This window comes from Pectinatus brassicae (genome assembly GCF_014201835.1).
Taxonomy (GTDB): Bacteria; Bacillota; Negativicutes; order Selenomonadales; family Selenomonadaceae; genus Pectinatus; species Pectinatus brassicae.
In genome coordinates, this window is sequence record NZ_JACHFH010000019.1 from 1 (window position 1) to 13,591 (window position 13,591).

Here is a 13,591-nt window from a genome sequence, read left to right on the forward strand (position 1 = left end):
GGTGCCAAATTTTAAGCCGTTATGCGGCAAAACATGGGAGCAGGTTTTGGCAAATGTCTTGGGCAAGGCAAGGACAAAAACGGCGAGCAACAACAATATGACACTGAAAATCAGTACGTTTACCTAGCTTGATAATACGATTCTCAGCCATTGTTGATGCCCAAACTAAATTACTCCGAGCCGTATAATCTTCTGGATTTTTTATTGCCGCCCGCAAATTACGAATAACACTCTTCATTAATGCCTCAGAAATATCGTCTGATACATTATCTTCATCGGGCGCACTAAAATAAATTTCCATAATATGACTAAGCGTATCAAAACCACCGGACACCATCTGAAATTCAGGTACACTATAAGTATAAACGGGATCAAGCAGAGCAAATTGTGCATTACAAACAGGGTAATCCCTGCCTGTCTTTATTTTTAATGCTTCATTGGTAATAACCGCACCACCGTTCATTTCGCTGCCCGTTCCAGATACCGTCAAAATAATCCCTAATGGAACAACAGGAAAATCGATAATGCCTGGTTTTGACCAAAAATCGTCCCAGATATCACCATCGTATGCTGCTGCTAAAGAAATAGCTTTACAGCAATCCATAACCGAACCGCCTCCTACAGCTAAAATCAAATCAATATGTTGTTCTTTTGCTAAGTCAGCACCTTCCTGCACTTTAGCGTAAGTTGGATTTGACATAATTCCTGAAAATTCAATAACACACTTTCCTGCCTGTTCCAATATTTCCTTAAGTTCATCATATATACCATTTTTTTTAATCGAGCCGCCGCCATATGCCAGCATTACATTTTTTCCATATTTACCAAGTAATTCAGGAAGATGTGTTTTTACACATTCTTTACCAAAATAGGCTTTGGTAGAATTCTCAAATACAAAATTTTGCATATTTATTATTCCTCATTTCTTGAATTTAATTTTTTATCATGTTATAATTCGAGTATATTCCCCGGTAGTAGCAACCGGTCAAGTATTTTTTTTATTTTAAGGAGAATTTTTATGTATACAATGAAAGAAATCTGCCAAGAAGCAGATATGAATTATGAAACCTTGAAATTCTACTGTAATCAGGGTCTCATTCCCAATGTAAAACGGGATAAAAATAATCATCGTATATTTGATGAGAAAAATCTTGCCTGGATAAAAAGCCTTATATGTCTAAAAAATTGTGATATGAGCATTGCTGAAATGAAAGAATACCTGAATTTATGTCTAGCCGGACCAGCTACTATTGCTAGCCGCCAAATAATGCTGGCAAAAAAACAACAGCTCTTAAAAGAACAAATTAATAAATTAAATGAAGCAGTAGCATATATTGATTGGAAGCAACAGCTTTATAATGACATTTTAACGGGAAAAGAACCCTATATTAGTAATTTGATACCGTAATATGCTGTGTTAAATATAATAAGCGAGAAAACACCGCCAAACCTATTGATTTAGCGGTGTTTTCTCGCTTATTATAAGAGTTTATGTTATTTTTCTTTATTAATTGCTTCTATTAAAGCATTATATCCATTAACTATTCCCTGATTATAATCTTTTTTCTTAAAAGATGGAAACATTTTTTCCCGCAGTATTTCACCTACTTTACCATCGTTTAAACTGCCTTCTAAACCGTAGCCTACCTCAATACGAGCCTTCTTATCATCGGCAGCAACTAAAATCAATATACCTTTATTTGTATCCTTATCACCAATTCCCAGCTGCCTGAATAATTTATTGCTGTATTCTTTTATATCAGCACCATTCAGTGATTTTATTGTAAACACGGTTATTTGAACATGTTGTTTTTGATATAATTCATGACTGTTTTTTTCAAGATACTCTTTTGTCTTCCCATCTAAAACATTAGCCCGGTCTTGAACATATGTTGTATATTCTGGTGATGACGATAAAGCAATTTTATTTTTATCGTTTGCTGATGAACCGCAGCCAGTAACAACAGACAATATAAAAACACATAATAATACATATTTTACAATTTTCATAGAAATATCATATCCTTTACGAAAAGGGCTGTCGCACCTTAATAAATATGTGCGACAGCCCTTTTTATATTTTAGTTAAAATTTACCGTTGGTGCTTTCGCAGCAGCAGCTTCCGCCTTAAAATATTCTTTTGGCTGGAAACCATTAATATTGGCAATAAAATTAGTCGGTATTCGCTTAATATCGATATTATACTGCTGTGCCGCATCATCATAGTCTTTTCTGGCAATACTAAGGCGATTTTCAGTGCCTGCCAATTCATCCATTAAACGGGTAAATTGCTTATCTGCTTTTAACTCAGGATATCTTTGCACTACAACCATAAACCGGCTTAACACACCAGTTAAATTACTGTCAGCCTGGGCTTTGGCCGTAGGTGTTTTGGCACTAAGCATTTGCGACTGGGCAGCTGCAAAATCCTGCATAATTTTTTCTTCGTGAATAGAATAACCTTCTACTGTATTTACTAAATTAGGGATTAAATCAGCCCGTCGTTGATAATTATTTTCTACCTGTGCCCATTTATTGGAAACAGTTTCATTCTGGGTAATTAAACTATTATATGAACTGAAAAACCATGCCACTACTGCTACACAAATTATAATAAAAACGCCGCCTACACCTGCTACAATTTTTTTCATAAAATTAAAAATCTCCCTTTATTATTAATCGTCAAAATCACTATCATCACTAAAACTATCTGAATCCCAGGAATCATCAGCACCACCGCCACCGGAACTGCCCCCGCCAAAAGCATCATCAAATCCATCATTGATATCAAAATCATTATCTAAACTGTCACGATGGCGTGACCGCATAGTTTCATTTAATATTTCGCCCAGCAGCATCCCTGTTAACAGTCCTGATGAACTGTCCTGATGCTGCGTATCATGATATTCGTTTTGCGGAATATATTCATTATTATTAGGATATTTATTCTTTATATTTTTTAAATCGTCTTGTAGATTAGCATTGGTCGGATTTTTTATTGGTACTATGGCTTGTTTCTTTTTTTTGCCAGTAAGCCAATACCAAAACCTTGTTAAAAACATCGTCTTTCCTCCTTAGTACTGTTGTATATACCTGCGCATCATTCTTGTTATTTATCACTTATCATTTTCAAGATATTAGCCTGGTCTTTTTCCACTAACTCCCGCAAATCAGTTATCTCTTTTTCCTTCTTGTTAAAAAAACCGCTCGTTAGGTATATTTTATCATTATATTGTTTTAATTTCTTCTTTATCTTTAATCTTTTTAAATATAGATTATAGCAATCTATTAAATAATTGATATTGGCATCCTTAACAATCAATGTATTAAGCAAATATCTTAGCATTCTTTTATTATGCCAATTTAATTTTATACTAAACAGAAAAACAAATATAAATAACCAGATAATACTGCTGCCAAACACAGCAACTGTGGCCAATAACTGATCAGTAATATACTCATGCAGCAAATAACTACTGCCAACCATCGTCCCTAAACAAATAACTATATCCGAACACAAAAATATCGATAGTAGATTTTTGATTGGATAGTGCCATATAAATTGTCCCGATTCTGGTTCATTATATATTTCTATTAAATTGAAATTGTTTTTCAATATCAGATAGTAATGGCTGTCATTTGTTACAATAAAGTTTTTTAAAACAGTAAGCATTGCACATATTTGTTGTAATAATACTGTTTTATTTATATTTTGAAATGATATATGCTTAATGCATATCTTATCATCTTCCAATTGGATAGTTATATTAGGAAAAAACAGCTTAAAAACATTTTTTATAGTATCTTCCTGCTTTGTCAGTCTATTAACACTACTTAAATCCAGAACAATATTCGGCAATTCCTGTTTTAAGGCCATAATAATTGCTGATTCATCAGCAATGTTAAATTTTATATTGGTCTGATATACATTTGCCTTCATTTTACCACCTATTAATAATATTATAACATCTATTATTTATCAGCCTGTTGTTTTGACATTGATGCCAATAAAGTGTTCTTTAGTTCAGTTTCAATAGTTTTGAGCTCTACCTCAGCCTGCTGACGCACTTTACTGCCATCCTGCTGAATAGCTATAGTCTGGCGAATTGTTTCTATAATATCGCGGTTTGTTTCTTTTAATGTTTCAATATCAATTATACCTCGTTCATTTTCTTTGGCCGTATTGATTGATGTTTCTTTTAATAATTTGGCATTGCCTTTTAACAGCTCATTGGTCATATCCGATACTGCCCGATTCATTTCTAAAACCTTAGTTTGTCTATCGATGCCGATCGTCAATATCATTTGGTTTTTCCATAAAGGAATTGTATTATAAATAACATTTTGCACACGGTCTATCAATAACTTATTGTTATTTTGAATCAGACGGATCTGCGGTGCAGTTTGCATCGCAATCGTGCGGCTTATTTTTAAATCATGCACTTTTTTCTCAAAACGATTTATGGTGTTTTCCAAATCATTTACTGCCTGCAATGCCATCTCATTAGTAGAGCTGGCCGCTTCCTGTTTTATTTTTGGTAAAACAATCTGCTGCAATTCCTGTGTTTTTTCTTCACCGGCCTTAATATAAATATTAAGGTTCTTAAAATATTCAAGATTTTTGTTGGACAGTTCATCAAACAGGGCTATATCTTTTTGTAATACTATCTTGTTTTTTTCTAATTCAGCTGTTATTTTTTCCATTTCAGTTGAGAGTTTATTATATTTTGTTATCATCTTTTGCGCTGAATTAAAAAGCTTACTTACTCCGGGGATTTTCTTTAAAAACCCACTTTTATTATCTTCATCAAACTCTTCCAATCGACCAACAAGATTTTGCAGTAATTCCCCAACATAACCGCCATCTTTAGTTCTTACCTGCTCCAATACACTATTGGAGAACTGTGATATATTATTTTGGGCAGTATTACCAAATTGGATAACTGCATTTGTATCCAAAATATCAATACTGTCTTTTATACTTTCAATATTTTTCCTGTCTTCTTCATCAAAAGTCATTGTTTCCTGCTTAAAATCAATTTCTTTATCAACCGGCTTATCAATTGCATCTGTATTTTTCTTGGGATTTAATAATGTTTCAAGATTTATTTCATTAGCCATACTTCATAGCTCCCTTATTATTTATATAAAAAAAAGGCCAGCCAACATACTATAAATAGTATATATTCAATGCCAAGCAGTACAATTTCCCTTGGTATCTTTGTTAATTTTATTCTGAATGGCATACTGCTGTATTTTCTTTTTTCTTTGTTGTTATTTTCGCCCACCAAGACATCTTTTGTCAATACTATATTCTTTTTTAAAGCAGCTTTATTTATTGCTATTGGCTTTAATGCCAGTTCATCAATTGACTGCTGCATGACTTTCAAAGAAATATCTAAATCCAAAAATTTGCTATTCACTAATTCATCATAAAAATTGGCATATAATTTAAGCATTTGCCTAGCTGTCTGCTTTATCTTACTTTCCTTAGCCTTTTTCTTATTCTCATCTAAAATAATGGATAACTGACAAAACTCCTGCACAAATTTTGCTAAATCAGCCTGACAATAATCAATAAAATTTCCAGCCGCAGCAACAGCTGTCGGCTGTTTATTCATAAAAAACAATATATTTACTCCGATTAGCTGTAAATCCTGCACTACTGATACCATTTCTTTATCAGCTATTTTTTCTGCCAGCTTATCAATTATTTTATAATCAGCAACAGCCCTTGTATAACGCTGCTGGTAAAATTCCTGTCGTTCTTTATCTATATTCAAATGCGAAAAATCAAGTTTATTGCTCAAGACAATTTCTTTATTGCTGTCTTGTTTGTATTTTTCTTCTTCAAGGTCTTTTTGCATTATGTTAACCTCATTGCTTATTTTTATTGCTAGTTTTAGTTTACCATAACAGTTTTATTTTAGCTAACTAAATAACCCCCAGGGGAGCTTGTAAAAAAATATCAGAAGTTTATACTTTTATTTATAGTTAATAACAATTTAGATAAGGGGCAATTATAATGTGTAAAGAATGTGGCTGTGCTTCAGTTGGTAAAAATACCCGCTTGCAATTTACCGTAAATGGTTATACCAATGAAAATGCTAAAGAAATGGAAAAAAACCTTCTAGGTTTAGCCGGAGTATTATTTGTACATATTCATGCTCATGATGGTGCAACAACAGTTGATTATAATCCTGAAAAAACAAAACTTACCGATATAATTAATTTATTTAATAAATCGGGGTTAGAAGCAGCTTTATAAGCAAAATTTTTGTATAAATGAGCCAGTATTATCATCATTATTGATAATACTGGCTCATTTATTTTGTAATTGTAACATTATCAATTATTTTACCATCAGGCAAATAGCACTTTATGATAAGTTCTTTGTTATCTGCCTGCAGTGTTAAATAATTATCTGTTTCCGGCTGCGGGGCAATAACCTTGTCAAACGGATTATCTATCCAAAGCTTAGGATAGCGCACATTACCGGCTACACCAGTAACAATATAAAACGGCCCCTTATCCGCCCGTTTAAAATTGTAAATCTGTCCCCGATTACGATATGTATGATAATGTGCTGTAAAAACCACATCAATTCCCAGTTCATCAAATAACGGCATAAAAATTTCGCCTATATCTGTAAAACCTTCTTTTCTTTCCGGGCGATTATATATACGATAACTTAATACATCCTTATGTATAAGCACTATCTTCCATTTTTTTGCACTATGCTCCATATCAGCACGCAGCCATTTTTTTTGTTCATCAATAATTTCTTGTTTTAAATCTCTCAATTCATCCCATTGGCTGTTAAGAACACTAAAGTGAACCGGACCATAATCAAACGAATAGTAATAGCGTTTAAACTTACTGCTGTTATTATCCGGCACAATAAAATAATTTAAAAAAGCTTGCGGCTTACGCACCTGCCATTTTAAATCATACATCTCATGATTCCCCATAATCGGGGCAATCGGCATCCGTTCAATTATTCCCCCCAGTGCTTCAAACCAAGCCTGCCACTGCTGCTTATCTTCTCCATTATCAACAAGATCGCCCATATTGATAAAAAAATCCGCATCAATATTTCGTTTCGCAGCATTCTGCGCCAGATTTTTCCAATCTGAATAATTATTCGACTGTGAATCGGGGAAAAGCAATGCCTTACAATAATCATCGTTAGCTGTCTTTAAATCATACCACCGACTGTTTTTATCTTCATCACATATACGATATTCATATATATTATTAGGCAGCAAATTATCTATATCTACACTATATTGGTAATTTATTTGCTCGTTATCTGAAAATGAATCATCTCTTACTTTTAAGATATTAAACTTCTTTTTCTCTTATTTCCAGTCGCGGTGCTATCGCCGCCTGTTCCAGCTGCCACATTATGCAGCGGCTTATATTGTTATTTTTTTCTACAATCTGTCGTACATTTTTTACTGCTAAAAACTTTTTAATTCTGCTGTCACTATCGGGCCAAAAAGAAGTATCTCGCTTAAAAACTACACAGCCCGCTGCTATTGCTGCTGTAATAATAAACCCACGCCGCGATATTTTCTTGTCTAATTTTTTCATTCTGCATCCTTCATATCAATAATTATTATTTAATTGCGTGACGCTTTACATAGCGCTTATATAATGAACGCTGCATGTGCTGAGCCTCTTCATTTTGAAAATATTTGCGGGCAAAAATATTGGGAATTGCTACCCCGATGGCTATTGCCAATATTGTCAAGGTAGCATTTATGCCATTTTGAAAAGCATGGACTAATTGAGTTTCTGTCAAAATATCGGTATTAATTACAGCAAACATCAGTCTGTACATAAAAATCCCCGGCATTAATGGAATAACCGATGGTATGAGCAGCACATGGTTAGGCGTATGCAGCCAATGCATTGCCTTCAACGAAATTATACTTACAGTCATCGCTCCGACTAATGTTCCGATAGGCTGACCTAATGCTAAATCAAGATTAAGAAAATTTCGCAGACAAACAGCAATGCTGCCACCTAATCCCACAGCCCATAAAAAACGTGGTGGCACATTAAACATAGTGGAAAAACCAGCCGCTGCAATAAAGGCAGAAACAGCATATACCCAATATGTATTTTTGGGATCAAGGGCAATGTTGGTAAAATCAGCAACATGACACAGCTGTATGGCAAACACTATACCAAAAGTCATACTACCAACCATAAGTATAGTATTAATTGCCCTGGTCGTTCCTGCCGTTATATAGCTGTCGAGCATATCTTCGATGGCATTTATCAAAGACACCCCCGGAACAATAAAAATTGCACAGGTCAGCATCGGATGCCACGGTGTACTGGTAAATGGCAGGAAATGGACAAAATAGGCACATATCGTTGCTACGAACGAGCCAATAGCAATTCCCATATAAGCATTAACTTGCAGCCGGTCACATTTGACACGACAGGAAAAACCAATGGCTGCACAAATCGTAGTATAAAAAAATGCCATCCAGTCACCGCCAAAAAGTCGGGTTACACCACCGCAGGCTAATGCTGCACCAATTGTTACTATTATCGGTGTATAGCGTACCTTACAATTGCTAATTCGTCCTAATTCTATTTCAAATTTTTTTAATGAATAATCTTCCTCAATTGCCCGCCATGTCAGTTTGCTTACTTCTGCTAAAATCGCCATATTAACATTATGCTGATAGCATTTTTGGAATCTCGTTGTAGAATAATGTCCTACACTTATATTTAGCATTACGGTTGTATATGTAATATGAATATGACAGTTATCACTATCTATTCCCATATATGCAGCAGCACGTTTCATGGTTTTTACAACACGATTGCTGTCTGCCGAATTTTCCATTAATAACTGTCCAACCTTTAATATTAAATGCATTTTATGATCCAATTCAAATTCTATGTCATTTATTTTTTTTGCCGCCTCATTATTCATAATATTAACCTCATTATTTTTATAGTTATATAATAAATATTTTTATAAACAAAATGAAAATCCTGCTAATTGCTATATATGATTATGAATAGTATAATAAATAATAAATCGTTGTTCAACGGTTTGTTTAAAACAAATATTTGCCTTCTTATACTAAATTCAATATGCCTCATGTCTAATTGTATAGAGGTAATTATTATCTTAGGAGTGATATATATGGCAAAAGAAGATACAAAAAAAGACAGCCCAAAATCAGTTTGGGAAAAATACAGCAAAAAAGAAAAAAAAGATTTGGAATCACTTTGTACTGATTACCGTAAATTTTTAACTATTGGCAAAACAGAACGTGAATGTGTTCAGGAAATAATCCGTCAAGCTGAAGATAAAGGCTACAGAGATTTAGCTGCTGTCATCAAGAATAAAGAAACATTAAAGACAGGTGATAAAGTTTATTCTGTATGGATGAAAAAATCCGTTGTCATGTTTAATATTGGCAGTGAACCATTAGAAAACGGCCTGACAATCCTTGGTGCACATATCGACAGTCCCCGCCTTGACTTAAAACAAAATCCACTTTATGAAGATAGCGGTTTATCTTATATGGACACACATTACTATGGCGGTATAAAAAAATATCAATGGGTCACTATTCCTTTAGCAATTCATGGTGTCGTTGCCAAAAAAGATGGCTCAGTAGTCAATATTGTCATCGGTGAAAAAGAAGATGACCCGGTATTTTGTGTAACTGATTTATTAATTCATTTATCACAGGAACAGATGACTAAAAAAGCAACTGAAGTAGTCACTGGTGAATCACTTGATATTCTTGTCGGCTCAGTACCATTAAAGGGTGAAGAAAAAGATGCTGTAAAGGCTAATGTTTTAAAAATATTAAAATCTACTTATGACATTGAGGAAGATGACTTATTATCCGCTGAACTCGAAGTTGTTCCAGCCGGAGCTGCCCGTGAACTCGGTTTTGACCGCAGCATGATAATTTCTTATGGACAAGACGACCGAGTATGTGCCTATACCTCACTGGCTGCTATGCTGGAAACTGAAACAGTAAATAAAACTGCCTGCTGTTTGTTAGTTGATAAAGAAGAAATTGGCAGCGTTGGTGCTACCGGTATGCAGTCTAAATTCTTTGAAAATGCATTAGCTGAACTCATGAATCTACTTGGCACATATAGTGAACTTAATATGCGTCGCTGCCTGGCAAATTCCAAGATGTTATCTTCCGATGTTACATCTGGCTACGATGCACTTTATGCCTCCGCTTTTGACAAAAAAAATGTAGCTTATCTTGGTAAAGGTATGGGCTTTAATAAATTTACCGGTTCCCGCGGTAAATCCGGCTCTAATGATGCCAATGCTGAATATCTGGGTGAAATTCGCAAAATGATGGAAAAACACAAAGTTTCTATCCAATTTTCCGAATTAGGTCGTGTTGACTTAGGCGGTGGCGGTACCATTGCTTATATCATGGCACTTTATGGCATGCAAGTAATCGACAGCGGTGTTCCAGTATTAAATATGCATGCCCCATGGGAAGTAACCAGTAAAATAGATGTCTACGAAACTCAAAAAGGTTATAAAGCCTTCTTACTGGAAGCATAAAATAAAAAAGCATGCACATAAATTTGTGCGTGCTTTTTCTTTTACCAGTAGAAATATACTCCCAGTATTCCCTTACCACAGCTGACAGTAAATGTATTATTATCTTTTAAAACATTACTTACAGCATATGGTTTATTCTGCCTTAACATAACATCAGTCAAAGGCCATTTAACATTATCAATACTGACATTACTACAATTGTCCGTCAATGGTAATAACGAAATACTTTTCGGTGTTTTTTTGCATTCCAGTACAACTATTTCATTTTCTAAAATAAATATACTTTCTTTATCATCAAGTCCACAGCAAATAATATTATTAGCAGCTTTTTCGGCAGCTAATGATAAAATACTGCTATATAGATGGTCAAAACGACCTCCCCAAATGCCTGTTACATATATTACTGCCGCAGGATAATCCTTGATTATCTTTTGCAAAGCCAATTGTGTATCGGTATAGTCTTTATCTTGGGGCAATATTTCCATTGGGATATTATTTTTCTGAGCCCACTGCCAATTTTCAATTTGCGCACTATCACCATCGCCGACTACATAGTCAGGCATAATCCCAGCTTTTCGGCATATATCAAGACCATGATCAGCACAATAAATTATTTTGTCTTTCGCCAATTGCTGCAGCCACTTTATATCTGGCTGTCGTCCACCAGTAATAAGCAGCACTTCTCTTTTGAACTGGTAATTTTTACTAAAACAAGCACTGATTTGTGCTAATGATACTGTATATGACATAAGACGCCTCATCTCTACTTAGATATTTATTGATAATACTTATTGCTGGGGCAGGATTTTTCGTTTTTTTGTTTAATTATATATTTTAGAGTATTTTGTCGCTGCTTTAGCAGCAAATGGAGGTTTTTATGATTAATTTTAAATTCTATGGTCATTCTTGTTTTTCTTTGGATACTGGTAAAGGTATTATCTTAGTAGATCCATTTTTCAACGATAATCCTTTAACAAACACAGTTCCATCTGACATTGATTGCCAATACATACTCGTATCGCATGCTCATTTTGACCATCTCGGTGATGCCGATTTAATCGCTAAAAAAAATAATGCTACTATTGTCGCTATCCCTGAAGTATTAAACTTATGCAAAACTGCAACAGAAAAACAGCCTATGAATATAGGCGGCTCTTATAGCCTGCCTTTTGGTTCTGTCCGTATGACTCCTGCTATTCACAGCTGCGGTGTTGCTGGTGGAATTGCCTGTGGTTTCGTCATAAATATTAATGATGGTCCAACTATTTATTATTCTGGTGACACAGCATTATTTTCTGATATGCAGATTATCGGCGAAAAAGAACGCATTGATTATGCTATATTACCAATTGGTGATAATTTTACCATGGGCAAAGAAGACGCTGCTCGTGCTGCTCATTTCTTAAAGGCTCGCAATGTTATTCCAGTTCATTATAACACATGGCCTGCTATTAATCAGGATCCTAATATTTTTAAACAAACAGCTGAAAGTATTGCTGTCGTAAAAGTCCACATTGTTAATCCTGGTGAAACATTGGAATTCAAAAAATAATGTCAGTTATTGCCCAAAAGAAAAACAAAGTTATTATTATCTTAGGCCCTACTGCGGTTGGTAAAACTGAGCTTAGCCTAAAACTGGCTCAACACTTTAACAGTGAAATCATATCCGGTGATTCTATGCTTATTTATAAAGATTTTAATATTGGTACAGCCAAACCAACTGCCAATGAATTAAGCAGTATCAAACATCATCTGATTAATATTTTAGACCCACATGAAACATATAATGTCACTGAATTTTGCCAGCAGGCTGATACATTAATAACATCTTTAAACGAGCAGCATAAGCTGCCCATCATCGCTGGCGGTACCGGCTTATATATTAAGTCATTGGTTGAAGGTTATAAATTTAATGCGGCACCGGAAAACCCTGTCTATCGCAGCTATTTAGAGAATTTAGCCCAGGAACATGGTCGGCAGTATGTACTTAATATGCTGACCAAAGTTGACCCGCAAACAGCTAAACGGCTTCATATCAATAATTTTCGCCGCATAATCAGGGCTTTGGAAGTTTATGAATATAATAAAGATACTATTTCGCAGGAAACTTCTCTGCAAAATGGTGAGTTGTTATATAATGCTGTGATTATTGGACTTAACCGCAATCGGCAAAATTTATATGAACGCATTAATAAACGTGTTGATATTATGATAGATGATGGCTGGATTAATGAAGTACAAGAGCTGCTTGATAACGGTATTGATGCTTCCTGTCAGGCAATGCAGGCCATTGGCTATCGACAATTAACCGCTTATCTACAAAAAAAAATATCATTAGCTGCTGCCATCGAGGATATAAAAAAAACTACTCGTCATTTTGCCAAACGCCAATTAACCTGGTATCGAAAGATGCCTTATATCAATTGGTTTTCTGTCGATGAACTGGGTAATGAAGAACTATTGCTCCAGGTAGAAACATTAATAAATGAAAAATTCGTCTTAAATTAATTGAATACATACTTATTTTTAAGTATACTAGGAGGAAATTTTTGTGAAAGTTATTAACTTGCAGGATGCATTTTTAAATCAGGCCCGTAAAGAAAATATCAGTGTTGTTATTTATTTGGTAAATGGATTCCAACTACGTGGCAATGTCAGCGGCTTCGATAATTTTACTGTTATTCTAGATACTAATGGTAAACAGCAGTTAGTCTATAAACATGCAATTTCAACGATTACCCCGGTTCATCCCTTGGCATTAAATAATATTATTGAAAAAAAACAAGCTGCAGAAAATATTTAAAATTGTCCCAAATGCCGAACCTTCTATTTATATGATGGTTCGGTATTTTTATTGCTCATATTTAATATTTTTATAGACTTTTATTATACAAAATGTTTTGTTATTGGAAGATGTTTAGAGTAATTTATATAATATATTTTATTATAAAGTGGATAGTTGGGATTGGTTTATTTTGTAGATATTTTAAGAATTATAGTTACTGAGAAAAA

The 13,591-nt window shown here is 34.4% G+C and carries 17 protein-coding genes; 6 read left to right on the top strand and 11 right to left on the bottom strand.

The annotated features are described in order from the left end of the window. Positions 1-19: 19 nt before the first annotated feature. Positions 20-907: an iron-containing alcohol dehydrogenase gene (locus HNR32_RS08165; protein ID WP_183861527.1), complete on the bottom strand. Its 888-nt coding sequence runs from the start codon at positions 905-907 to the stop codon at positions 20-22. Between the two features lie 111 nt (positions 908-1,018). On the opposite strand from HNR32_RS08165, the gene HNR32_RS08170 reads away from it, so the two are divergent. Continuing rightward, on the top strand, positions 1,019-1,408 hold the full coding sequence (locus tag HNR32_RS08170) for a MerR family transcriptional regulator (RefSeq protein WP_183861528.1): 390 nt from the start codon (positions 1,019-1,021) through the stop codon (positions 1,406-1,408). An 86-nt stretch (positions 1,409-1,494) separates the two neighbouring features. Here HNR32_RS08170 and HNR32_RS08175 read toward each other — a convergent pair whose 3' ends face one another. The 6 genes from HNR32_RS08175 to HNR32_RS08200 all read right to left on the bottom strand — a co-directional run bounded on the left by HNR32_RS08175 (position 1,495) and on the right by HNR32_RS08200 (position 5,867). Continuing rightward, positions 1,495-2,010 (bottom strand): TPM domain-containing protein, encoded by a 516-nt coding sequence (locus tag HNR32_RS08175; protein WP_183861529.1) that lies wholly within the window; start codon positions 2,008-2,010, stop codon positions 1,495-1,497. A gap of 71 nt (positions 2,011-2,081) precedes the next feature. Next, positions 2,082-2,651, bottom strand: coding sequence for a LemA family protein (locus tag HNR32_RS08180; RefSeq protein ID WP_183861530.1), 570 nt, complete (start codon positions 2,649-2,651; stop codon positions 2,082-2,084). 24 nt (positions 2,652-2,675) lie between these two features. Then, positions 2,676-3,062 carry a hypothetical protein gene (locus HNR32_RS08185; protein ID WP_183861532.1) on the bottom strand — a complete coding sequence of 129 codons (387 nt, stop codon included), beginning with the start codon at positions 3,060-3,062 and terminating at the stop codon, positions 2,676-2,678. Positions 3,063-3,109: 47 nt separating this feature from the next. Next, complete coding sequence (locus HNR32_RS08190; protein ID WP_183861534.1) at positions 3,110-3,940, bottom strand: hypothetical protein; 831 nt, start codon at positions 3,938-3,940, stop codon at positions 3,110-3,112. A 32-nt stretch (positions 3,941-3,972) separates the two neighbouring features. Then, positions 3,973-5,121: a toxic anion resistance protein gene (locus tag HNR32_RS08195; RefSeq protein ID WP_183861536.1), complete on the bottom strand. Its 1,149-nt coding sequence runs from the start codon at positions 5,119-5,121 to the stop codon at positions 3,973-3,975. Positions 5,122-5,138: 17 nt separating this feature from the next. Beyond that, positions 5,139-5,867 (bottom strand): hypothetical protein, encoded by a 729-nt coding sequence (locus tag HNR32_RS08200; RefSeq protein ID WP_183861538.1) that lies wholly within the window; start codon positions 5,865-5,867, stop codon positions 5,139-5,141. 158 nt (positions 5,868-6,025) lie between these two features. On the opposite strand from HNR32_RS08200, the gene HNR32_RS08205 reads away from it, so the two are divergent. Further along, positions 6,026-6,268, top strand: a complete 243-nt coding sequence (locus HNR32_RS08205) for a hypothetical protein (protein ID WP_183861540.1) — start codon at positions 6,026-6,028, stop codon at positions 6,266-6,268. A gap of 58 nt (positions 6,269-6,326) precedes the next feature. On the opposite strand, the gene HNR32_RS08210 is transcribed toward HNR32_RS08205, so the two are convergent. The 3 genes from HNR32_RS08210 to HNR32_RS08220 form a co-directional block, all read right to left on the bottom strand. Beyond that, positions 6,327-7,268: a metallophosphoesterase family protein gene (locus HNR32_RS08210; protein WP_221300589.1), complete on the bottom strand. Its 942-nt coding sequence runs from the start codon at positions 7,266-7,268 to the stop codon at positions 6,327-6,329. 76 nt (positions 7,269-7,344) lie between these two features. After that, complete coding sequence (locus tag HNR32_RS08215; protein ID WP_183861541.1) at positions 7,345-7,596, bottom strand: hypothetical protein; 252 nt, start codon at positions 7,594-7,596, stop codon at positions 7,345-7,347. 25 nt (positions 7,597-7,621) lie between these two features. Then, on the bottom strand, positions 7,622-8,959 hold the full coding sequence (locus HNR32_RS08220) for a threonine/serine exporter family protein (RefSeq protein WP_183861544.1): 1,338 nt from the start codon (positions 8,957-8,959) through the stop codon (positions 7,622-7,624). 216 nt (positions 8,960-9,175) lie between these two features. Between HNR32_RS08220 and HNR32_RS08225 the strand changes: the two genes are divergently transcribed. After that, positions 9,176-10,579 (top strand): aminopeptidase, encoded by a 1,404-nt coding sequence (locus tag HNR32_RS08225; RefSeq protein ID WP_183861546.1) that lies wholly within the window; start codon positions 9,176-9,178, stop codon positions 10,577-10,579. A gap of 41 nt (positions 10,580-10,620) precedes the next feature. Here HNR32_RS08225 and HNR32_RS08230 read toward each other — a convergent pair whose 3' ends face one another. Beyond that, complete coding sequence (locus HNR32_RS08230) at positions 10,621-11,328, bottom strand: thiamine diphosphokinase (RefSeq protein WP_183861548.1); 708 nt, start codon at positions 11,326-11,328, stop codon at positions 10,621-10,623. A 128-nt stretch (positions 11,329-11,456) separates the two neighbouring features. On the opposite strand from HNR32_RS08230, the gene HNR32_RS08235 reads away from it, so the two are divergent. From HNR32_RS08235 to hfq, 3 genes are read left to right on the top strand one after another with little or no spacing between them, the layout of a single operon-like run. After that, a complete protein-coding gene (locus HNR32_RS08235) occupies positions 11,457-12,131 on the top strand; it encodes a metal-dependent hydrolase (protein WP_183861550.1) in 675 nt (224 codons plus the stop codon). Next, positions 12,131-13,087, top strand: a complete 957-nt coding sequence (miaA, locus tag HNR32_RS08240) for a tRNA (adenosine(37)-N6)-dimethylallyltransferase MiaA (protein WP_183861552.1) — start codon at positions 12,131-12,133, stop codon at positions 13,085-13,087. Before HNR32_RS08235 ends, miaA begins: the two co-directional genes overlap by 1 nt. A gap of 37 nt (positions 13,088-13,124) precedes the next feature. Continuing rightward, positions 13,125-13,382, top strand: coding sequence for an RNA chaperone Hfq (gene hfq / locus HNR32_RS08245; protein ID WP_183861651.1), 258 nt, complete (start codon positions 13,125-13,127; stop codon positions 13,380-13,382). Positions 13,383-13,591 lie beyond the last annotated feature (209 nt).